Origin of the sequence: Rheinheimera sp. MM224 (assembly GCF_947090785.1) — a bacterium.
In the GTDB taxonomy this organism is placed as follows: Bacteria; Pseudomonadota; Gammaproteobacteria; order Enterobacterales; family Alteromonadaceae; genus Pararheinheimera.
Genome location: NZ_OX352320.1, coordinates 1,770,658 through 1,792,169, shown reverse-complemented (window position 1 = coordinate 1,792,169; position 21,512 = coordinate 1,770,658). Strand labels below are relative to the sequence as shown.

The 21,512-nt window shown below is 46.1% G+C and carries 18 protein-coding genes; 10 read left to right on the top strand and 8 right to left on the bottom strand.

Annotation, left to right across the window (positions count from 1 at the left end):
• Genes arsC through OM978_RS08560 form a run of 4 tightly spaced genes read left to right on the top strand, consistent with a single transcriptional unit; the run spans nt 1 to nt 2,003 of the window.
• Entirely contained in the window at nt 1–348 is a 348-nt protein-coding gene (gene arsC / locus OM978_RS08575; protein ID WP_264346416.1) for an arsenate reductase (glutaredoxin), read from the top strand.
• Nucleotides 345–932, top strand: coding sequence for an NAD(P)H:quinone oxidoreductase (gene wrbA, locus OM978_RS08570; RefSeq protein ID WP_264346415.1), 588 nt, complete (start codon nt 345–347; stop codon nt 930–932). The genes arsC and wrbA overlap by 4 nt, the downstream gene beginning before the upstream one ends.
• A complete protein-coding gene (locus OM978_RS08565; protein ID WP_264346414.1) occupies nt 929–1,357 on the top strand; it encodes a DUF2069 domain-containing protein in 429 nt (142 codons plus the stop codon). Before wrbA ends, OM978_RS08565 begins: the two co-directional genes overlap by 4 nt.
• A gap of 55 nt (nt 1,358–1,412) precedes the next feature.
• Nucleotides 1,413–2,003 carry an LON peptidase substrate-binding domain-containing protein gene (locus tag OM978_RS08560; RefSeq protein WP_264346413.1) on the top strand — a complete coding sequence of 197 codons (591 nt, stop codon included), beginning with the start codon at nt 1,413–1,415 and terminating at the stop codon, nt 2,001–2,003.
• Between the two features lie 8 nt (nt 2,004–2,011).
• On the opposite strand, the gene queE is transcribed toward OM978_RS08560, so the two are convergent.
• Nucleotides 2,012–2,677, bottom strand: coding sequence for a 7-carboxy-7-deazaguanine synthase QueE (gene queE / locus OM978_RS08555; RefSeq protein WP_264346412.1), 666 nt, complete (start codon nt 2,675–2,677; stop codon nt 2,012–2,014).
• A gap of 87 nt (nt 2,678–2,764) precedes the next feature.
• Between queE and queC the strand changes: the two genes are divergently transcribed.
• Nucleotides 2,765–3,442: a 7-cyano-7-deazaguanine synthase QueC gene (gene queC / locus OM978_RS08550; protein WP_264346411.1), complete on the top strand. Its 678-nt coding sequence runs from the start codon at nt 2,765–2,767 to the stop codon at nt 3,440–3,442.
• Here the strand turns inward: queC and OM978_RS08545 are convergent.
• Nucleotides 3,430–4,308: a LysR substrate-binding domain-containing protein gene (locus OM978_RS08545; RefSeq protein WP_264346410.1), complete on the bottom strand. Its 879-nt coding sequence runs from the start codon at nt 4,306–4,308 to the stop codon at nt 3,430–3,432. The genes queC and OM978_RS08545 overlap by 13 nt on opposite strands.
• 333 nt (nt 4,309–4,641) lie before the next feature.
• Nucleotides 4,642–5,619, bottom strand: a complete 978-nt coding sequence (gene cysB, locus OM978_RS08540) for an HTH-type transcriptional regulator CysB (protein WP_264346409.1) — start codon at nt 5,617–5,619, stop codon at nt 4,642–4,644.
• A 158-nt stretch (nt 5,620–5,777) separates the two neighbouring features.
• Here cysB and OM978_RS08535 point away from each other — a divergent pair, with 158 nt between their 5' ends.
• Together OM978_RS08535 and OM978_RS08530 are read left to right on the top strand one after the other, a co-directional pair.
• Nucleotides 5,778–6,470, top strand: coding sequence for a sensor histidine kinase (locus OM978_RS08535; protein WP_264346408.1), 693 nt, complete (start codon nt 5,778–5,780; stop codon nt 6,468–6,470).
• A 130-nt stretch (nt 6,471–6,600) separates the two neighbouring features.
• Nucleotides 6,601–7,362, top strand: coding sequence for a hypothetical protein (locus OM978_RS08530; protein ID WP_264346407.1), 762 nt, complete (start codon nt 6,601–6,603; stop codon nt 7,360–7,362).
• A gap of 237 nt (nt 7,363–7,599) precedes the next feature.
• Here the strand turns inward: OM978_RS08530 and topA are convergent, their stop codons facing one another.
• Nucleotides 7,600–10,197, bottom strand: a complete 2,598-nt coding sequence (gene topA / locus OM978_RS08525) for a type I DNA topoisomerase (protein WP_264346406.1) — start codon at nt 10,195–10,197, stop codon at nt 7,600–7,602.
• Nucleotides 10,198–10,667: 470 nt separating this feature from the next.
• Between topA and astB the strand changes: the two genes are divergently transcribed.
• Nucleotides 10,668–12,011, top strand: coding sequence for an N-succinylarginine dihydrolase (gene astB / locus OM978_RS08520; protein WP_264346405.1), 1,344 nt, complete (start codon nt 10,668–10,670; stop codon nt 12,009–12,011).
• 94 nt (nt 12,012–12,105) lie between these two features.
• Nucleotides 12,106–13,331 (top strand): IS3 family transposase gene (locus tag OM978_RS08515; RefSeq protein WP_413691091.1). Its coding sequence is split into 2 segments (ribosomal slippage): nt 12,106–12,460 and nt 12,460–13,331, totalling 1,227 coding nucleotides; the frame shifts between segments, so codons are not numbered across the junction.
• Nucleotides 13,332–13,386: 55 nt separating this feature from the next.
• Here OM978_RS08515 and OM978_RS08510 read toward each other — a convergent pair.
• Nucleotides 13,387–15,612 carry an Ig-like domain-containing protein gene (locus OM978_RS08510; protein ID WP_264346403.1) on the bottom strand — a complete coding sequence of 742 codons (2,226 nt, stop codon included), beginning with the start codon at nt 15,610–15,612 and terminating at the stop codon, nt 13,387–13,389.
• Nucleotides 15,613–15,780: 168 nt separating this feature from the next.
• Here OM978_RS08510 and OM978_RS08505 point away from each other — a divergent pair, with 168 nt between their 5' ends.
• The gene (locus OM978_RS08505) at nt 15,781–17,088 is read left to right on the top strand and encodes a dicarboxylate/amino acid:cation symporter (RefSeq protein ID WP_264346402.1); all 1,308 of its coding nucleotides are present in this window, start codon (nt 15,781–15,783) and stop codon (nt 17,086–17,088) included.
• Nucleotides 17,089–17,144: 56 nt separating this feature from the next.
• Here OM978_RS08505 and tmpT read toward each other — a convergent pair whose 3' ends face one another.
• The 3 genes from tmpT to OM978_RS08490 form a co-directional block, all read right to left on the bottom strand.
• Nucleotides 17,145–17,795 (bottom strand): thiopurine S-methyltransferase, encoded by a 651-nt coding sequence (gene tmpT / locus OM978_RS08500; RefSeq protein ID WP_264346401.1) that lies wholly within the window; start codon nt 17,793–17,795, stop codon nt 17,145–17,147.
• Between the two features lie 3 nt (nt 17,796–17,798).
• The gene (sohB, locus tag OM978_RS08495) at nt 17,799–18,788 is read right to left on the bottom strand and encodes a protease SohB (RefSeq protein WP_264346926.1); all 990 of its coding nucleotides are present in this window, start codon (nt 18,786–18,788) and stop codon (nt 17,799–17,801) included.
• A gap of 193 nt (nt 18,789–18,981) precedes the next feature.
• On the bottom strand, nt 18,982–21,378 hold the full coding sequence (locus OM978_RS08490) for a VolA/Pla-1 family phospholipase (RefSeq protein WP_264346400.1): 2,397 nt from the start codon (nt 21,376–21,378) through the stop codon (nt 18,982–18,984).
• Nucleotides 21,379–21,512 lie beyond the last annotated feature (134 nt).

Below are 21,512 nucleotides of genomic sequence, written 5' to 3'. Positions count from 1 at the left end.
ATGATTACGCTTTATCACAACAACCGTTGCTCTAAAAGCCGGGAAGCTTTGGCCCTCCTGGAGCAAAGCGGCAAGGCTTTTACTGTACGTTATTATCTGGATCAGCCTTTGTCTGTCGCCGAGTTAACGGCTTTACTTAAGGCTTTGCAACTACCTGCCCGTGATTTATTACGCAGCAAAGAAGATGAATACAAGGCGCTGGATCTGGCGAATCCTGTCTTGTCTGAACAGCAGTTGATTGAAGCTATGCTGCTTCATCCTAAACTGATGGAACGGCCTGTGCTTCAGGTGGGAAACAAAGCTGTGATAGCCCGTCCTACCGATAAAATGCTGGCGCTGCTGGCATGAGTGTTCAGTTATTAATTTTGTATTATTCCCGTCATGGCTCTGTTGCGGCTTTAGCTGAAAAAATTGCTATAGGTGCCCAGCAGGCCGGAGCTGAAGTGATGCTACGTACAGTACCAGCTTTGGATGGATCCGCTGTGGGTATGCATCCGCATGTGACGGAACAAGACTTGCTCGACGCCGACGGCTTTGCCTTTGGTAGTCCGGTGCGTTTTGGCAATATGGCAGCACCACTGAAAGCCTTTTGGGATAACACCAGTAGTCTCTGGCTTAAAGGCGCGTTAATGGATAAACCTGCTGGGGTTTTTACCTCATCCGGCAGTATGCATGGCGGTAATGAAGCCAATTTACTCAGTATGATGTTGCCTTTATTGCACCATGGCATGCTGGTGATTGGCTTGCCCTATCTGGAGCCAGAACTGCATCATACCCAAACGGGCGGTACCCCTTATGGCCCAAGCCATGTCAGTGGCTTATCAGGTGCAAGCAATTTAAGTAAAGATGAACATCAGTTGGCTATTCAATTTGGTAAACGCTTAGCTTTAGCCGCTATCGCCTTAAAAACTTCCGGATTCAGTACCTTATGAACGATATTTCTGTCGCTATGGCTCCTTCTACCCGCCTTTATCTGTGGCTTGGCCGCATAGGTTTTAGTGGTCTTTTTATGCTGATCCCAGTCTGGGTTTTATGGTTAGCACCACCAGAACTGGGCAGCGCTAAGGTTCTGCTTGCATTGTTATGGACGCCTTTATGGTTTCCACTGTGGGGCATGATCACAGGCAAAGCTTATACCTTTGCCTGGGCCAATTTTATTGTGATGCTGTATATGATCCACAGCTTGACCCATTTGTGGGTCAGCTCTGGCACAGAGTTTTTTCTGGCCCTGCTCGAACTGCTGTTTTCCGCCCTGATGTTTGTTGGCTGTACTTACTATGCCCGCAACAGAGGCCAGGAGTTGGGTTTAAAAATACCTAAACTGAAAGATGATCCAATAAGAACAGCCAAAGACTAATCTAAACACCCCCTGGCTGCGTACATAACCGCAGAGTAGTTAACGACATGCGGTTATGAATTCAACAATAGCTTTATTTCCACTGAACACCCTGCTGCTGCCTCAAGGCAGAATGCGTTTGCGTTTATTTGAACCACGTTATTTAAGGCTGATGAAAGAAGCCAGCAGTGGTGTCCGCCCTTTTGCGATGGCAAGCCTCAACCCGCTGGTCAGTCAGCAGCATGCAGACCGGATTTGCCCGGAAGTGACGCTAGTTTCTATTGTAGATTTTGAGCAATTGCCTGATGGTTTGTTGGGTATTACGGTCGAAGGATTAGGACGTTATCAAATCACCAAAAGATGGCAGGAACAGGACCAGCTGCATGTGGCAGAACTGGCATCTCTGCCATTCTGGAGCGCACAAAATACCAATGCAGAACAACAGCTGCTGTGGCACAAATTGCAGCTGGTGTTTAAGCAATACCCTGAACTGGCCAGTCTTTACCCTGAACCTGAACATCAGAATTTATGCTGGTTGGTCTCGCGCTGGATGGAACTGCTGCCGTTGACTCCCCACTTAAAACGCCAATGGTTAAAGCAGGATTTAAACGACACAGCCAGAGATTTAGAGCTCTGGCTGGAAGACAGTCTGGAAGAAATCAGCTAACTTTGCTGTTAGTTGATGCCGAGATATTTATGCACTTGCACACTTAAACGCCAATTATGCTGTTTGCAGAATTCGATGGCCAGTTGGGTGGCTTTGGCTTTTTGACTGATAGGCTGCAAGTACACTAGTGTGTTGGTTAAATCCAGACCTTGTAGCAGCTCTAGCAGCTCGTCGATATGCTTCTCCATGGCCACAGGGTGCTTAATTTCGTTTGCACGCTCCAGCGCCGTGCGCAGCACTTGGTAGCCACCTTTCATATTCACTTTAGGTGAAACCGTCACCCAGGTACTGTCAGGCGCCAGAATTTCAAAAGTACCGCTGGTTTCAATTTGCGTAGAAAAACCACGAGCATGCAACAGCTCACACAAAGGCCGTAAATCATACATACAAGGTTCACCGCCCGTGATCACCACATGTTTAGCGCGGTAGCCCTTGTCGCCAAACAGCTGCACTACTTCGGCAGAAGATAAACTGCACCAGTGATCTGAATCGGCTTTTTTCTCTAAAATGGCAGCTGGGGTTAATTGCAGCTCCGGATCTATGTCCCAGGTTTGTTTGGTATCACACCAGGAGCAGCCTACAGGACATCCTTGTAAACGCAGAAAAATAGCAGGAGTGCCGGTATAACTGCCTTCACCCTGAATGGTCTCGAAAATCTCGTTTACTTTATACACTTTATGGGGTTTTCCTTTAGCTACAGGCTCAGATACAGTACAATGCGCGCCCGAAATTTTGCCTATTATAGCGAGAGAGCCTGACAGATGCCGCAAAAAGTTGTTGTGATCTATTCCGGCGGTATGGATTCATTTACCGTGCTGCATAAAGCCATTGCCGATGGTCATGAAGTTTATGCCCTGTCTTTTAATTATGGTCAGCGCCATGTCAAAGAACTGGTCTGTGCTAAGAGCGTCTGTGAAGAATTAGGCGTTGCGCATAAAGTGGTGGATATTTCTGCGATTAATCAGTTACTGGCAGGGTCCAGCCTGATGGCACCGGACAGCACCCATGAAGATATTCAAATCCCTGAGGGCCATTACGCTGCTGATACGATGAAATCGACCGTGGTGCCGAACCGCAATATGATTTTGTTATCCTTAGCCGTAGGCTATGCCGTATCGCTCAATGCACGCGCTGTGTATTACGGCGCACACTCTGGTGATCATTTTATTTATCCGGATTGCCGTCCTGATTTTGTACATAAAATGAATGAAGTTTGTCAGGTGGCTAACTACGAACCCGTCGATATCGTCAGCCCTTATTTAAGCCAAACCAAAATTGAGATTTTGCGCGACGGTTTAGCCATGGGACTGGATTACAGTAAAACCTGGACCTGCTATAACGGCCGTGAAAAAGCCTGTGGTAAATGTGGCTCTTGCCAGGAACGACTGGAAGCTTTTGAATTAAACAAAGCGACAGACCCACTGGCTTACGAAGGCTGATGCAGGCTTATTTGCTCTAACAACTGTCGCAGCGGGTTAGTCTCTTGCTGCCCCTGTCGACAGGCTGCATACATAGTTCTGAATAAACCTTGTTCTCCTATAGGAATAACCGCCAGCAGGCTCTGAGCCCGATAAGGCTCCATCAACCAACGTGGTAACAAAGCGACCCCCTGCCCCGCAGCAATTAACTGCAAAATCTGACTGCTTTGCGCCACAGCTCTGAATTTGGCGTCCAACCCTTGTGGTGCCAGCACATAACGGTATAAATCCTGCCGATCCAAAGGCAATGGATAACCTAACAAGACTTCCTGCTTCAGTTGCTGCGCCTGGATAAATGGCTGCTGCGCCAGTGGATGATCCGTGCTTACTCCCAGGCACAACTCCATCTCAAATAATGCCTCGAAAAAACAGCCTGCCAGCTCACGCTTGTCTGTTGTCAGCACCAAATCCAATTCATCGCTTAATAATGCATCCAGCGCATTGTGTTCAATTTCCGCAGAAAACTCGACCGGGCATTCGTTTTGCAGTAACCCAAAAGCTTTGACGGCAGGCATTAACCAGTGAAAACAGGCGTGGCATTCCACTGCCAATCGAATACGGCTTAAGGCTTTACCTTTGAGTTGTGCTTGTGCCTGCGCTACTAAAGGCAGAACTTGTGCTGCTAATTCCAATAACAGCTGACCTTGAGCGCTAAAAGAAACTGGCTGGCTTTTGCGCAGATAAAGTGCAGCCCCCAGATAAGACTCGGCTTCTTTCAGCTGATGCGATAAAGCCGACTGCGTCAGACACAACTGATCAGCAGCGGCCACTAAAGTGCCGGTCTGTTGCAACGCCTGTAAAGTACGCAGCAATTTTAAATCAATCATGTTTAACTCCCGTTAGGTCGAACTGGCTGCATCTTCAGTTTTCTTCATTCTGATCATGCATTAATTTGTCTGTCTCCATTTAGCATAACCAGCCACTGTAGCCATGTAAACATCCAGACATCCAAATAAAAAATAATGTGGCTTTCGTACATCCCCCTGCAACGTGAATTGGTGCTTACTGATCAAGTACAGGATGTAAAACAGACGAATGTTGGTTATTCAGAGTTGTGGTCACCAGGATGAAGATCTGTCAATAACTGTGGCAAGAGTTTGCCTCTTCACCTGCAGATAAACAGAAAGGGCCATCAAGGCCCTCTGTGTTATCAGGAAGAGCTACTTAATCGGCAGCTCAAACTTGGCAAACATTCGGTCTATATCGTCCTGGTTACGCAGCATATTGGCTTTTTCTACCACTTCACGGGTTAAATGCGGGGCAAAACGTTCAATAAAATCATACATATAAGTACGAAGGAAGGTGCCTTTTCTAAAACCAATTTTGGTGGTGGACGCGGCAAATAAATGACTGGCATCAATGGAGACCAAATCTTTATCAGCTTCTTTATCCATCGCCATAGACGCAATCACACCCACACCCAACCCCAAACGCACATAGGTTTTAATCACATCTGCGTCAGTGGCTGTAAAGACAATTTTAGGCTCTAAGCCTTTTTCACCAAAAGCACGATCCAATTCAGAACGGCCGGTAAAACCAAATACATAAGTAACAATAGGATGTTCAGCCACATCTTCTACCGCAATTTTACGATTTAAAGTGGCCAGCGGATGGTCGTGGCGCACAATCACGCTGCGGTTCCAGTGATAACAAGGCAACATCACTAAATCATTAAATAAATGCATAGCTTCGGTCGCTATAGCAAAATCAGCGTCACCGCGTGATGCAGCTTCGGCAATTTGTGATGGTGTGCCCTGGTGCATATGCAAAGACACCTTAGGGAATTTTTTCATAAAACCACTAATCACCGGAGGCAACGCATAACGAGCCTGTGTATGGGTGGTGGCTATATTCAGTTTGCCTTGATCCGGCAAGGTATGTTCTTTGGCAACGGCTTTGATGCTCTCAACTTTTCCTAGTATTTGTTGAGCTATTTCAATAACATCTCTGCCAGCTGGTGTAACATGAGTCAGATGTTTACCGGAACGGCCAAACACCTGAATACCAAGTTCATCCTCAAGCATCCGCACCTGCTTACTGATGCCAGGTTGTGACGTGTATAAGCTCTCCGCTGTGGCAGAGACATTCAGGTTGTGATTGAGAACTTCAACAATATAACGTAGCTGTTGTAATTTCATGTGTCAGTGATCCGTTCTTGGCATATGATATAAACACTATACATATTCATTTGGATATTCCAACTTATTTTGATTTAGTTGGAATATATAACCAATAGTAACTAAAAAAACTGCTGTTTTTGCATCAATGGCAGTACAACGGGATCATCGGGGACAGTATGTCAGGTTCAGATTCATCCATCGACTTTGCAACAGTGCTGGCATCTGCAGCACATGATATGAAGAACTCTTTGTGCTTATTGATCCAGTCTATTGATAACCTGCAACAAGAGCAGCAACAATTGGACAGCAATGGTCGTGAAGAGTTATCCCGTATTCACTATGAAGCCAATAGACTCAATATCAACTTACTGCAATTACTGTCCTTGTACCGTATCGAAAAAAACCAGTTACCTTTGCAAATCGATCAGTATTATATCTCTGATTTATTTGAAGAAATTCTGCTGAAAAATGAAATGTACAGCGCACAAAAAAATATCAAGGTTGAAATACAGACAGGCAGCGAGTTGCTTTGGTATTTTGACAGCGATCTGATTAGTAATCTGCTGAACGATATGTTCGTGAATGCGCTGCGTTATACCAAAAGTAAATTATTATTGCGTGCAGAGTTAACCGAAGATGGGCTGGCCATCGAATTGCATGATGATGGCCCGGGTTATCCTGAATTTATGCTGGAAAATGCCGATACTCTGATGAAAGATTTGAATTTGGCTGCAGGTCGCACAGGTTTAGGCCTGTTTTTTGCAGGGTTAATAGCCAAGGCACATAAAAATCATGGTAAAACTGGTTTTATCCGCTTAAGTAATGGCGGTTTGTATGGTGGAGCCATGTTCAGCCTGTTTTTGCCTTGATTAAACCTTCGCATAAAAGTTTTTGAAGACGAGTGAAGTTGTTAAAGATTATAGATATTTTTGAAGGCTAGGCTAATCACCGGCCTTAACTGAGCTACCCCTTGACGCTTTGGGGGGAAACGGAGTGTGGATGCTTTTTACTATTATCATTGTGCTGGTCGTTGCATTGGTGATTATCGCCGTGATTGTCAACGCTGTGCAGCAACATAAAGAGCGACTTGCATCGCTGAAACGCGCTGAGTTTTCTAAACTTAGATCGCTGCTGGAAGAGACAGAAGACATTCTGCTCAACGCAGCCAATGTGCCTATTACTAAAGGCATAGTACAAATGTTGCTCAAACGTATCACTGTCACGCTCAAAGCCATGCTGGAGCTGGAGCCCAATTCAAAAGAACTGAAAAAACGGATTGGAGAGACTGAAGCTCGTTTAAATGATACCGCCTCCGGCGATATGACAGTCGAAGGTTTAACTATGCCAGATAACGATAAACAAATTATCGGTATGATCCAGGGCATTAAAAAGCTGCGCACTATTTTGCGCGCTGAACATGCCCGCGGCAACATTGACACCCAAACCGTAGTACAGGAAGACAGACGACTGGAAATGCTGCAATTGCGTATTAATGTGGAAAGTCAGGTGAAACGCGGTAATCAGGCTCGGGCTGGCAATATGTTGGGTTCTGCTCGTCAATGTTATGAAAAAGCGCTGACTACTTTAGCTAACTGTGCACATGTGGATGATTACGTCACGAATCGTAAAAGTGAAGTCATGACGATACTCGAAGACATAGCGACAGAATTAAAAGAAGGCAATTTACGCGACAGACAGAAAAAAGCAGAACAGGAAAACAATGATTTGGATGTGCTATTTGCCCCTAAACGTAAGTGGTAACTATCCCCTTCGTACTTGAAGATGCAGCTTTGTTGACTGCGTGCTTTCGCCCCAGACATATAGAGAAAATATGTACTTGGCATTGCGTGCGCATTCTCGCCTCAATCCAATTGCACATAGGACTACTATGCTCCTGGGGTCTCACTCACGTGTCGCCTCCCTGCAACTCTAATTACTTTGGGTATAGCCTCAGATAATAAAAAAGGCGCCTAAGGCGCCTTTTTTATTACTCTGAAATTACTTCGCTTTCTCTTTGGTCACGACCCAGCGGCCATTTTCGTACCAGGCCGACCAGCCAGTGGCTTTACCTTCTTTTTCCGTCATCACATACTGCTGTTTGGTCTTACGACTCCAGCGGATAATGGTTGGATTACCAGAAGCATCAGCTGCCGGAGCTTCTGCCAGATAGTGGAACTTCGGCATAATGCGGTCTTTAAAACGAGCCAGCTCAGACACTAGTGGCGCTCGTGTTTCCCTGGACTTAGGGAAAGTAGCGGCAGCCAGGAATAAACCTGCAGCACCATCACGCAATACAAAATAAGTGTCTGACTTTTCACATTTTAATTCTGGCAAATGCACCGGGTCTTCTTTCGGTGGAGCAGCTTCACCACTTTTCAATAACTTGCGGGTATTTTTACAAGTATCATTGGTACAACCGAAGTATTTACCAAAACGACCTGATTTCAGCTGCATATCCGAACCACACTTCTCACATTCGATCAGTGGGCCGTCATAGCCTTTAAGTTTAAACACACCAGCTTCAACCAGATAACCGTCACAGCCCGGGTTGTTACCACAGACATACAACTTACGCTGTTCGTCAATCAGGTAATGATCCATAGCGGTGCCGCATTTAGCACAGCGTTTTTTATGACGCAGTATTTCGGTTTCTAATTCATCTTCATCTGCAACTTCTACCGCATCATCCCCAGGAGTCAGGTTCATGGTGGTGGTGCAGCGCTCTTTTGGCGGCAGGTTGTAGCCTGAACAGCCTAGAAACACACCGGTAGATGCAGTACGGATACCCATCTGACGACCACAGGTTGGACAGGCGATATCGGTCAGCACAAATTGATTGGTGCGCATGCCGCCTTGTTCAGGGTCAGATTCCGCAGTTTTTAGTTGCTGCGAGAAATCGCCATAAAATTGATCCAGCACTTTACGCCATTGCAGTTCACCATGAGCAATATCATCAAGGCGAACTTCCATATTGGCGGTAAAGTCGTAACTCATTAAATCGCCGAAGTTTTCAACCAAACGGTCTGTGACAATTTCGCCCATTTTTTCAGCGTAGAAACGGCGATTGTCTACTTTGACATAACCACGTTCCTGAATAGTCGAAATAATGGCTGCGTAAGTTGAAGGGCGGCCTATACCACGTTTTTCCAGCTCTTTCACTAAACTGGCTTCGCTGAAACGGGCTGGTGGTTTGGTAAAATGCTGAGCCGGAGCTAACTGTTCCAGCTTTAAGGTTTCACCCGGTTTGACATCCGGCAGTTCAAGTTCTTCTTCGTCTTTGCGCTTTTGCGCAGGCTGCACTTTAGTCCAGCCATCAAAACGTAATACACGACCTTTGGCTTTTAATTCAAAGTCCGCTGCAGCGACTGTAATCACAGTCACATCATATTGTGCAGACGGCATCTGACAGGCCACAAACTGGCGCCAAATCAGCTCGTAAAGCTTACGGGCATCGGCTTCCATATCCTGCAGGCTACTGGCCAAAACAAACACATCAGATGGACGAATAGCTTCGTGCGCTTCCTGAGCATTAGCTTTGCTGCCATAACTTAAGGGTTGTTCCGGCAGATACTTAGCACCAAAACTTTTTTCAATATAATCGCGACAAGCTGTTAATGCATCAACACTTAAGTTCGTCGAGTCGGTACGCATATAGGTAATGTGGCCGGCTTCGTACAAACGCTGTGCCAGCATCATAGTTTTCTTGACGCCATAACCTAAACGGGTACTGGCGGCTTGCTGTAAGGTAGACGTGATAAAAGGCGCCTGAGCTTTACTGCTCGACGGCTTGTCTTCACGCTCAGTGACCTGATAGCTGGCTTTTTGCAACACAGCCACAGCAGCATCAGTCTGAGCTTTATTTTCCGGTCTGAAGGCTTTTCCGGCTTGTTTAGCTACGTCCAGTTGCAGGTTTACACCCGCTTTGGTCAGGGTGTCCGCAGCAACAGTCCAGTATTCTTCCGGCACAAAAGCTTTAATTTCGCGCTCACGCTCTACCACTAAACGCACAGCAACAGACTGTACACGACCAGCAGATAAGCCACGGGCGACTTTTTTCCACAATAATGGAGAGACCATAAAGCCAACAACCCGGTCTAAAAAGCGACGGGCTTGCTGAGCATTTACACGGTGCTGATTGACTTCACCTGGTTCAACGAAAGCGTTTTTAATGGCGTTTTGGGTAATTTCATTAAATACCACCCGCTTAAACTTCTGATGTTCGCCACCAATAATTTCCTGAAGGTGCCAGGCTATCGCCTCCCCTTCCCGGTCTAAGTCCGTTGCCAGGTAAACAGTGTCTGCTTTTTCAGCCAGAGCTTTCAGCTCTTTGACGACTTTTTCTTTGCCGGGCAAAATTTCATAGCGGGCCTGCCAGTTGTTGTTTGGGTCTATCCCCATACGTTCAACCAGAGCCTGATACTCTTTTTGCTCTTTGCTGAGCTTAGTCTTGTCTTCTTTGGCTTTATCCTTGTTGCTGCTGGTTGGCAGATCGCGGATATGACCTACGCTGGATTTAACAATAAAGTCATTTCCAAGGTACTTATTGATGGTTTTAGCTTTCGCTGGTGATTCGACTATGACTAGTGATTTCGCCATTTTATGATTGAGATCCCTGACCTTTTAGCGTGCCACAGGGCACTTCTTTTTTAACGTATATCCGTAAACTCAAGTTGTGACAAGAGAATAAGTTCATTATTATGCCAGAAGGTCACAATTTAGTGACTTTTCGCTGAATAAATCAGCGGGTCCTGCATAAAGTAACAAAAGTCGCAGCACAGCGACAAGCGAGCGAGACCCCAGGAGCATAGTTGTCTTATGTGACAGGAGCGAGTAGCGCAGTCAACAACGCTGTAGCTTTAAGTACGCAGGGTTGTTACCCAAAGCAATTGAAGTTACAGCTAGGCGACAAGCGAGCGAGCCCCCGGGAGCATAGTTGTCTTATGTGACTGGGGCGAGTAGCGCAGTCAACAACGCTGTGGCTTTAAGTACGCAGGGAAAAATGAAGCAACGGCCGCAATAATAATAAAAGCAGAGCCCCTTCCCAAAAATGAAGGAATAAAGCAAAAATGAAGTTCTTTGAAGCAAATTTTGACGGCCTGGTCGGGCCGACGCACAACTATGCCGGATTATCCATCGGCAACGTTGCCTCGCTAAATAACGCCAAAAACACCTCCAATCCGAAACAAGCCGCTAAACAGGGTTTGCAGAAGATGAAGTCTTTGTCTGAGTTGGGTTTAGTACAAGGCGTACTGGCTCCACAGGAACGGCCTGATGTCTACACTTTAAGACGTTTAGGCTTTACCGGCACGGACAGCGAAGTCATCAGTAAAGCTGCAAAACAAGCTCCAGCAGTACTGAAAGCTGTTTGTTCAGCCTCCAGCATGTGGACAGCCAATGCCGCGACTATTTCGCCAAGTGCAGATACAGCGGACGGTAAAATTCATTTTACTCCGGCGAACTTAACCAATAAGTTTCACCGATCGCTGGAACCTGTCACCACAGGCCGTATCCTCAAGGCGATGTTCAGTGATGACAAACATTTTGCTCATCACCAGCATTTGCCAGACAACGATCACTTTGGTGATGAAGGTGCTGCCAACCATACCCGTTTATGCAGTGATTACGGTACGTCAGGCGTTGAGCTGTTTGTTTACGGCCGTTACGCCTTCGATTCGTCTAAGCCTGCACCTAAACGCTTCCCTGCCCGGCATACGCTGGAAGCTTGTGAAGCGGTCGCACGCCTGCATGGCTTGTCCGAAAACGGCGCTGTGATGATGCAACAAAACCCGGATGTGATTGATCAGGGTGTCTTTCACAATGACGTCATAGCTGTGGGCAACCAAAACGTGCTGTTTTTTCACGAACAGGCTTTTGTCGATACCCAAAGCAAGCTCGATGAAATTCGCCGTAAGTTTGGCTCTGCTGCTGATTTACACTTTATTGAAGTGAAAACTTCTGAAGTGTCGGTGTCAGAAGCAGTGAAAACCTATCTGTTTAACACCCAGTTGGTGACTTTGCCAAACGGCGATATGGCCATTATTGCGCCAACAGAATGCCGTGACAGCGACACTGTATCCGCGTATCTGGAACAACTGACAGGACGTGGCACTCCGGTGCGTCAGGTGCATTATTTTGATGTAAAACAAAGTATGCAAAATGGCGGTGGGCCTGCCTGTTTACGTTTACGTGTGGCTATGAGCGAAGCAGAACATCAGGCAGTCAATCCGGCAGTGCTGATGAGTGACACTTTGTTTGTCCGGTTAAATCAATGGGTGGATACACACTATCGTGACGAAATCAGCGAAGCGGATTTAGCCGATCCACAGCTGCTGATTGAAAGCCGTCAGGCGTTGGATGAACTGACAAAAATCTTAAAACTAGGTTCTGTCTATCAGTTCCAGCGTAATTGATACCTCGCGTTACAGCAAAAAGGCGGATAATAAATCCGCCTTTTTTATCCCTTATGACCCGTCCTGAAATAAGTTGACAGATTGGAGACTTATTATGGATAAGCCAATTAAATCAAACCGTAAGCGGACACAGCGAGACTACACATTAACTTTTAAATTGACAGTGGTTGAGCAAGTAGAAGAAGGCGAGTTGACGTATAAGCAAGCGCAAGCTAGATATGGGATACAAGGAAAAAGTACTGTTTTGACGTGGCTTCGTAAGCATGGTCGTCAAGATTGGCACAACCCGAGGTTAACTCTCATGACTCAGTCCAATCCAACCCCTGAGCAGCGGATTAAAGAGCTTGAACGTAAGCTCGAAGATGAAAAAGTCCGGAATCTCGTTCTCAATGAAATGATTGATTACATTGATACTACACAAGGAACCCAGCTGCGAAAAAAGCTTGTCGACATGGGGTTAGGAAACTCCAGAGCCAAGCTCAAATAAGCTTATCGCAGCTGTGTCGGGTGATGGGTATATCCCGACAGTCCATTTATCAAGCCGAGAGCCGTTATCAATCACGGGCTTTTGCCTTGCAGCCAGTTCAGGCCATGGTGAGGGACCTCCGCCGGTTTATGCCGCGCCTGGGAACCCGAAAGCTCTATCATGTGCTCAAGCCCAAATTAGAAGAGTGTGGTATTAAACTGGGTCGTGATGGCTTATTTAGCTACCTGCGCAGCGAAAACCTTCTGATAAAAAGACCTCGGAATTACCACAAGACGACCGACAGTAAGCATTGGATGAAAAAACATCCCAACCTGATGAAAGGGTTAATAATCACCCGACCTGAACAGGTTTTTGTGAGCGATATTACGTACCTTGAAACCGACGAAGGTGTTCAATATTTATCACTGGTCACAGATGCTTATAGTCGAAGAATTATGGGGCATGACGTCTCTTCAACGATGACAGCGACGGATATTGGCCGGGCGTTACAGCAAGCGACTAAAAACCGTATGACTGGGTGTCCTTTAATTCATCATTCAGACAGAGGTTCACAGTACTGTTCAAAAGAGTACCAAAAGCAGTTGCAGTTACATGCCATTATCCCTTCGATGACGGATGGGTATGATTGCTATCAGAATGCTCTGGCAGAGCGTATCAATGGCATTCTCAAACATGAGTTTCTACTGACAAGGTGTCGAAATCAGGACGAGTTAAAGCGAGCAGTGAAGCAATCTATCGCAATCTATAATGAATACAGGCCGCATCTTAGTTTGGGCATGAAAACGCCAAACGAAGTGCACAAAAAAGCCAGTTGCATTATGCAACTGGCTTAATTCAAAACCGTCAACGTATAGTAGGACGAGTCATTAAAAAGTACGGTCATCAATTTCAATCTGTGTCGGTACAAAACGCTCCTTCACCATAAGGATTTCTGGCTGGAGCTGCTGTTTCATCAGCAATATATTCACCTGAAACACGAGTTCTGAACTCCCTGCTGGATATATTTTCAGTGCCATCTGCAAAACCTGACACTGTAATGAGAACTTCAGTCCATGGTGCAATATCTCTTGGGTAGGTCATATCAAATGTAGCAATACCATTAGAATCAGCAGTCACTGTACGAGGTACTGATGCTACATTACCAGGCGTCAACTGGTCGTTTCCGTTTGTATCCTCACCGTCATCCAGTATTCCGTTGTTATTTATATCTTCACTTTGACAGTCTGTTACAGCGCCCGAGCTGTCTGCGTGCCAATACTCAAAATCAATCAGGTCAGGTATAGGAACCCACTCCCCTTTGTCGTAACTCACAGATAATACTGAAACATTAAGATCTTGACCTGCCACAGGATTTCCAGATGAATCAGTCACCAAAACAGAGAATTCCTGTGCAAACAATGTGTTGCTAGGAGCTTTAATTGTATTTCCTGTACCAAACCTAAAAAATAAAGTCCTGGAACCGACAGATATCGGCACCAATTTACTTATTGATAGTTGATCCAACAAGGTTGCTTGCACGTTCAGGTTATGACCTGTGCCGGCTCCTGTAGTGTTATCCGCCGTAAACACTGTGCTAGCCAAACCTTGAGAGTTAGTCACTGCTGTTGAAGGGTCTATTTGTCCACCGGGCGCCCCAACCAAGGTAAATGCAACGGTCTGATTTTTTACCGGATTCTTGTTTTCATCACGAACTATTGCCCGAACAATGCTTTGTTCTCCTGATCCCACCTGAGCAGGAAATGCTTGAGCTTCAATAGTGTCAGGTGTTTTAGCTACAAACTCAATTCGGGTCTGAGTGGTTAACACATCACCTGCACCATTATTGTCCTCCGTCGCGACTATATTGGCGAAACCAGCGAAGTCTGAATGAACAAACACATCAGCTCTACCCTGAGAATTCGTTTCTGCTGAGATGGAGATAGATGACCCCATAGCATCCTCACTGTCGTTCACTGTGCCTCGGGTCGTCGTAAAGGTCAGTTCACCTCCTTCTTTTGGGCTACTATTGACCAGCCACTCCAGACTCAGTTTGCGATCAATGTCCTCTTCTATCCCTAAATCTACCTCTATCACTTCTGTCCTAAGAAATCTAAACTGGTCAGACTGAATATTTATAGTTACCGAAGCCGTAGCCCCCAAACCTGTCACCGTCAGTTCATCTGTCCCCCCCTGAGTCGCTCTGTAGTTGAATGATACCCGGCCACTATTACCCGCAGTGACCAGGGACGCACTGGTAATAGGGTTACCTAAAGACGAGGTCACAGCCAAGGTTTGACCTTGTATACCTTTACCATCAAAGTCGGTTAAGTCCGCTGTGATGGTCACTTCGTCCGATAACACCATAGAACGTGGTGCACTGATTAAAATCGAGGTTCCCACCACATTAATATCAACGGTCGCAGTTTTATCACCGACTGAGGCCGTCACTGTAATTGTGCGTAATGACGAGTCCACACTGCTTGATAAGGTCGCTTTGGCAACACCATCCGCTTCCGTCACAGCACTGACGACCTGCAACTCGCCAGAGCTGGCACTGAATTGCACAGTCACACCTGGTTGTAATATATTGCTGGTGTCCAAAACCACTGCAGACAAAGCCACTTGCGCCGTTTCGCCTGAGCCTAACTGTAAATTGTCTGCAATCAGGCGTAGCGAGCCAACCGGCTTTTCAGGTTCAACATCATCTGCATCCCCCGCTGAAGCAAAACTTATGGTTGTAGATTGCCCGCCGGTTAAAGTAGCCGCTATAGTACCGGCACCACTTTTGGTGCCAACCAAAACACCTATAGTCGCGACTCCATTACTATTGGTTTGAGCTGTGCCTGCTTCGTTATTAAAACTGGCTAATAACGCATCATTAAAACTGAAGGTCACTAACTGCCCGGACATCGAACGACCCGTTGAAGAAGTTAAGGTTGCGGTTAATGTTAAAGGTTGAGCTTTGCTCACTTCTGACGACACCACACCAGATGCATTGGTTAACGACAGACTGATATTGATCACTTCGGTGGTCCCACCACCGTCACCATCATCGCTGATAGTGCCACCTCCACCGCCACATGCAGCCAACAAAGCTAAAACAACGATGACAAAGTAACAGCGGACTCTAAGCATCTGGATTCTCCCTTGGATGCGCTAACTTATTGTAATTATTCTAGCTTAGTCGAAACTTCTGCAACGGGCTAAGTCACAACGCAAAATAATTCAGTCAGTTGCGGTTTTTCTTTTGGTTCACAAACTGGTAGGCTAAGCGGCATTTTCCGGACTGATAACAAAATAAAAATGACTTCAAAAAAGAAATTAGGCCTTACACCACGTATTCTGATCGGCATGGCACTGGGTATCCTGGTGGGTGCTTTATTTAAATTCCTGTTAGCAGGTGAAGCAGAACGAACCTTAAGTTTGTTTGGCGCAGAACTAGGCTTACGGGCATTTTTTGTTGACGGTATTTTTCATGTCGGCGGACAAATTTTTGTTGCCAGCTTAAAAATGCTCGTTGTGCCTCTTGTCTTTGTCTCGCTCGTCTGTGGTACCAGCTCGTTAAATGATCCGAATACACTGGGGCGTTTGGGTGCCAAAGCCATGGGCTTATTTACCTTAACAACAGCCATAGCTATTGCTCTGGCTATTTTCTTTGCGGTGTTAGTGTCTCCGGGCGCAGGCGTTAATATGGTGGCAGATTCAAGCTTCCAGACAGGCGCAGCCCCTTCAATAGCCGAAGTTTTTATTAACATGTTCCCAAGCAATCCGGTCGATGCCATGGCTAAAGGGGAAATGCTACAAATTATCGTATTCTCTGTGTTATTTGGTCTGGCGGTTGCCATGAGTGGTGAAGCCGGAGCGCGGGTACGGGATTTCTTTAATGATTTAAACGAAGTGGTGATGAAGCTGGTTGGCTTTATGATGGCTTTAGCCCCTTATGGTGTGTTCTTCCTGATGGCAAAGTTGTTCACTACCCTGGATATGAAAGATATGGGCAGCCTGGTCTGGTATTTTGCCACTGTACTTTTTGTATTAGTTTTCCACGGTTTTGTGGTTTATGGCACCTTCTTAAAAGTCTTTGGCCGTTTAAGTCCTTTGATGTTTTTCCGCAAAATGAAAGATGCAGCTTTGTTTGCCTTCAGCACCTCAAGCAGCAATGCAACGCTGGCTGTGAATATGGAAACGACCACCAAAAAACTCGGTGTCAGCAACAATATCGCCTCATTCACTATCCCTTTAGGCGCCACCATCAATATGGATGGAACCGCTATTATGCAGGGTGTAGCGACCGTATTTATTGCTCAGGTATTCCAGATTGATTTAACCACTATGGATTACCTGATGGTGATTCTGACGGCTACTTTAGCGTCGATAGGCACGGCTGGTGTACCTGGTGTAGGTTTAATTATGCTGGCGATGGTACTGCAGCAGGTTGGTTTACCTGTCGAGGGTATAGCACTGATTATTGGTGTCGACCGCCTGTTAGATATGACCCGCACAGCCGTCAATATCAGCGGAGATGCGATGGTGTCTTGTCTGGTTGCCAAAAGCGAAAACCAGTTTGATGAAGCCTGTTTTAACAACCCGGATGCGGGCAGAAACGTTTAAACATCCTCGTAAAAAAACGCCGCTATATGCGGCGTTTTTTACAAACAATTTTCAAATTACCAGCAAATCCAAAATGCCTTTTCCACAAGGCTGCTAACGTTAAACTGCCTCTGCGCAAAAGGTCGCCCTGTCAGATTACGCATCGCCACTAACTCAATGGACACTGCGAAATCAAACAACTGCCTGACCTCCAGCTCAGTCACAGAAAAAGGAGGGCCCGACATTTCTTCTTGCGGGTACTCAAGGCTCAGCAGTAACAAAGAAACGGGTCCTGTGCATAAGCGTTTTAACTGCTGCACGTAGTCAATTCGCATCTGCAAAGGTAAGGCAATCAATGCAGCCCTATCATAAACCAGCCCAATTTCGCCCAATTGCTCTGGCTTTAAAGCGAAGTAGTCACCTTGCCATATATCCACAGCGGGATGACTAAAACGCAGAAAATCACCTTGTGCTGAAACTGAATAGGGTTGCTCTTGATCCTGATAAAACTGCTGGCATGCCAGTTCAGAGAGCTCAGCACCTATGACTTTTCCTTGCTCTGCTAACCACCACAGATCAAGGCTTTTACCGCATAAAGGTGCAAAAATCACTTTTGACGGGTCCCAATTCAATTGAGAGAACACCACAGGTAACAGCGGATGGATTTCATTTTGATGAAAGCCAATGCGTTGTTGTTGCCAGCAATTATGCCAAAACTCAGACTGCATAACTTAACGCCAAAAACTCAGGTTAGATAACTTGTTCAGACTGGTAGCTAAGGCTGTACTTGCAGCTAAACCGACTTTTTCTGCCAGTTTACGTTTGATCTGATACTTCACCTGCACTACTTTTTTGCTGTTAAAGTGCTGAACCAGATAGTCATCACTGGTTTGCAGTTGGTCGATTAAATTTAACTCCAGCGCCTGATAACCAAACCAATGCTCACCTGTCGCGACTTGTTCCATCTGAAGTATGGGTCTGTGTTTAAACACAAAGTCTTTAAATAAAACATGAGTTTGCTCCAGTTCCTGCTGAAACTTCTCACGGCCTTTCTCAGTATTTTCGGCAAAGACTGTGACTGTGCGTTTAAATTCACCTGCAGTAAACTGCTCTACATCTATATGGTTCTTCTTCAACAGCTTATGAAAGTTAGGCAACTGGGCAACAACACCTATAGAGCCAACAATAGCAAAAGGTGCAGCTAAAATGCGGTCCGCAATACAAGCCATCATATAACCACCACTGGCTGCTACTTTGTCGACAGCCACGGTCAGACGAATATTTTGCTGCTTGATTCTGTCAAGCTGAGAGGCGGCCAGACCATAACCATGCACTACCCCACCAGGACTTTCCAACCGGATCAATACTTCATCTGTGCCCGTCGCAACAGCTAACACAGCTGTGACCTCTTCACGCAAGGCCTCCACTTCATGCGCATCCATACTGCCATTAAAATCCAGCACAAAAAGCCGATCTTTTGGCTCATCCTTTTGCTTTTGACCTTTAAACCAGGCTTTATAGGCTTTTTTATCCAGCAGCTGTTGCTGCAGATCGGCGGTTAGTTCGCGGTAATCTTCCGACAGGTCGCTAAACTCCAGCTCGCCTTTTTTAGCTTTTTGTTTGGCAGATACCACCAGAATAATAATGACAGCCACAGCTATCACCACAGTGGCGGTTTTCGCCAGAAACAAACCGTATTGATATAAAAATTCCACTTCTATTCCTTTTAAAGAAAAACTAACGGCATTGTAGCCTTATGGTAATAAATTAGTCGAAAATATGCTCCTGCATTTTCGACATACCATCCGTCCGTGGATATCGTCGAAAATATGCTCCTGCATTTTCGACATACCATCCGTCCGTGGATATAAAAAAGCCCGGCATCAGAGCCGGGCTTTTTATAGCTATTTAATCTTAGTTGGCAGGAGCCATTACAGCGCCGTTAGTGACAACAACACCAGCACCACGCCCCATAAAGAAGCTCACGCTTTGGCCCTGCATTTCTGCAGTGGCTGCAGCACTTGCTGCTGGGCTAAGAATTGAGCTGTGACCACCAGCAATAAAGCGACTTAATGCAGTACCAGCCACAGGATAAGTACCAGCAACGTTATTTACTGCTGATGCACCCAATAAGGCGGCTAGCGGTTCAGTACCTGCCAGAGGCATTGCAGCAGAACGGTTTGGGATCACCTGATCCGGTAATTGTTCAGCCTGATCACCCACTACTTCAATAATGTAAGTTGGGGTTTCAGAGGCAACCAGCATAGAGGCATAGTTATTTGGGTCACCAGCATCTGTCACAGTTTGTGCCGCAAAGGCAAAAGAAGCGAAAGAAGCGTTTAATGCGGCCAGAGCTGTTGGGTTTGTAGCACTCAGAGCCTGAACAAAAGAGTTAAAGCAAGCAGCATAAGGAGCCGTCTGGCCAGCACCACAACTATTAGTGGTCGCAAACTCTGTGTAAGCAGCCGCAGTAGTACCACCAGCACCTAACAAGACGCTGGCTTTAATAGTTGGGCCAAACGAAGCGGATTCCAACAGGAAGTTGGCTACAGCACCACCAGGCATAGCTAAAGTGGCAGACTGAATTTTATATAAAGCATCCAGTTGGGCATTACCCGTAGTGCTGTTGGCTAAAGCCACCATAGAAGTACCAGAAATCGCTCCTAAAGAGTGACCTAAGAACTGCACGTCCTGAGTATTTAATAAACCAGGCTGGTTATTAAAATTCATGCCTAAACGTAAACCCAGCATATCGGCGATACTTTGACGCAGGTTGTCGCGGGTCACCAGTAAGTTCGACAGGTTCATATACACAGTTGCATTGCCGTTACTGGCGTTTAACGCCCCAAAACCACGACTGCCGTGTAATGGATGGTCAATTGCAATAGTGGCAAAACCGCGGGCTGATAACGCACCAGTGATAGCTAACATATCTTCTTTCTTAGAGGTAATACCATGTTGCAGTATTACCACAGGCCAGCCTGCTGCTGGTTTGACTAAACCTAAAGCTGCACCACGAACTTCATCAGGTACAGTGACCTGCACAGCTAAAGTCTGAGTACTGTTTGTTTTAGGTATCACGTTAAACTTAGTCAGATGGCGTTGTTTATCTAAGCCAAAGTCACGTAAAGCACCACTTGACGCAGCTTTACAAAACGCATCATTGCCAGCCTGAGCCGGGTCAGTAATACCTGCTTCCAAAGCTGTTTTCTGTTCATCTGTTAATGAAGCAATAATAGCGCCTGAATCACAACGTGCTGTCCAGCGAGTGCTTAAAGGCGCTGTTGGACTTTCAGCTGTAGCAGCTCCTAAATAGTACGGCAGGTTAATAGTACCAGTGTAAAGTTTGGCTAATTTAAAAATAAAACGTGGGTCAGCCAGGCTGTCTGCCACTGTTTGTCCAGGGAACAATACATCAGAAACCACAGCGCCAGTGTCAGTCAGCAGCACTGAAGGTGGTGTGTTGTTGTTTAACGGACTTGGTGCCATTAACTGTTTAATGGTTGCAAATACCGGAGCGGTAGACTGAGTAGTAATAGCTGCAGTGTAAATAATGTCAGCTTTATTGATAGACTCTGCAGACACTGCATTTTCAAAGCTATTGATGACGCCTTGTAACGCCAACTGAGCCGCAGTACCTAGTGGCTTAGTGGTAATGTCTTGTTTCACTAATTCATAAGTAGAGGAAGGAGCCACAGAACGGCCTTCGCTATCTTTTAACGCGCTGGTGAACACCAAAATATAAGTGGTCGCAGGCTTTAATGGCTTTAACGGGATCACAGCGATGCTGTTGCCACTGGCGCGGGTCACATAGTCCACGCCAAAAGTCAGACTACCAACAGCTTTACAAGCCGCACCACGAGGCACTGCACGGCAGTCTGCGTCAGGTGATGCCGGATCGCCCATCAGCGTTTCCACTAAATACACTGCGCCTGCTTGCTGCACACTGGCTGCATCTAAAGTCACACCAGAGGTAAAGTTCAACGCGATAGTAAATGGGTTTTGCGTCGACCAACCATCTAATGCACCTAAGGCCGTTGATGGGTCTGCATAATTTGGTGCATCAAGATGAGCACCAGCCGCATTTTTTTCACCTGGCATAAACAAAGTACCATCTTTGGTACCTTGTAATAATAAATCGTTTGGAGGTGATAGCACACCGTTGGCAGGGTCATACACTACACGTGATAAAGGGATCTGAACCTCACCACCTGTTTGAGTATCGTCTTTAATTTCGTCCAGTGATTCGCCACCGCAACCGGCTAAACCTAATGCACTGGCAATAGCAAAGCTAAGCAAAAGCTTGTTCATATCTTCTCCCCGTGTCCTGTATTTTTCTTATTCTGCCCCGATAGTTACCTAAAGAGGTCATTCGTTTTTGTGATGTTAGCTTTTAACAGCTACGACCAGTTAAACTTAACCCAATCAGAAAAAATTCGCTAGCT

Bases quoted from the DNA above. Each gene is read 5' to 3' on its own strand.
- arsC (WP_264346416.1), top strand. From the start codon at position 1: ATGATTACGCTTTATCACAACAACCGTTGCTCTAAAAGCCGGGAAGCT.
- wrbA (WP_264346415.1), top strand. From the start codon at position 345: ATGAGTGTTCAGTTATTAATTTTGTATTATTCCCGTCATGGCTCTGTT.
- OM978_RS08565 (WP_264346414.1), top strand. From the start codon at position 929: ATGAACGATATTTCTGTCGCTATGGCTCCTTCTACCCGCCTTTATCTG.
- OM978_RS08560 (WP_264346413.1), top strand. From the start codon at position 1,413: ATGAATTCAACAATAGCTTTATTTCCACTGAACACCCTGCTGCTGCCT.
- queC (WP_264346411.1), top strand. From the start codon at position 2,765: ATGCCGCAAAAAGTTGTTGTGATCTATTCCGGCGGTATGGATTCATTT.
- OM978_RS08545 (WP_264346410.1), bottom strand. From the start codon at position 4,308: ATGATTGATTTAAAATTGCTGCGTACTTTACAGGCGTTGCAACAGACC.
- cysB (WP_264346409.1), bottom strand. From the start codon at position 5,619: ATGAAATTACAACAGCTACGTTATATTGTTGAAGTTCTCAATCACAAC.
- OM978_RS08535 (WP_264346408.1), top strand. From the start codon at position 5,778: ATGTCAGGTTCAGATTCATCCATCGACTTTGCAACAGTGCTGGCATCT.
- OM978_RS08530 (WP_264346407.1), top strand. From the start codon at position 6,601: ATGCTTTTTACTATTATCATTGTGCTGGTCGTTGCATTGGTGATTATC.
- topA (WP_264346406.1), bottom strand. From the start codon at position 10,197: ATGGCGAAATCACTAGTCATAGTCGAATCACCAGCGAAAGCTAAAACC.
- astB (WP_264346405.1), top strand. From the start codon at position 10,668: ATGAAGTTCTTTGAAGCAAATTTTGACGGCCTGGTCGGGCCGACGCAC.
- OM978_RS08510 (WP_264346403.1), bottom strand. From the start codon at position 15,612: ATGCTTAGAGTCCGCTGTTACTTTGTCATCGTTGTTTTAGCTTTGTTG.
- OM978_RS08505 (WP_264346402.1), top strand. From the start codon at position 15,781: ATGACTTCAAAAAAGAAATTAGGCCTTACACCACGTATTCTGATCGGC.
- tmpT (WP_264346401.1), bottom strand. From the start codon at position 17,795: ATGCAGTCTGAGTTTTGGCATAATTGCTGGCAACAACAACGCATTGGC.
- OM978_RS08490 (WP_264346400.1), bottom strand. From the start codon at position 21,378: ATGAACAAGCTTTTGCTTAGCTTTGCTATTGCCAGTGCATTAGGTTTA.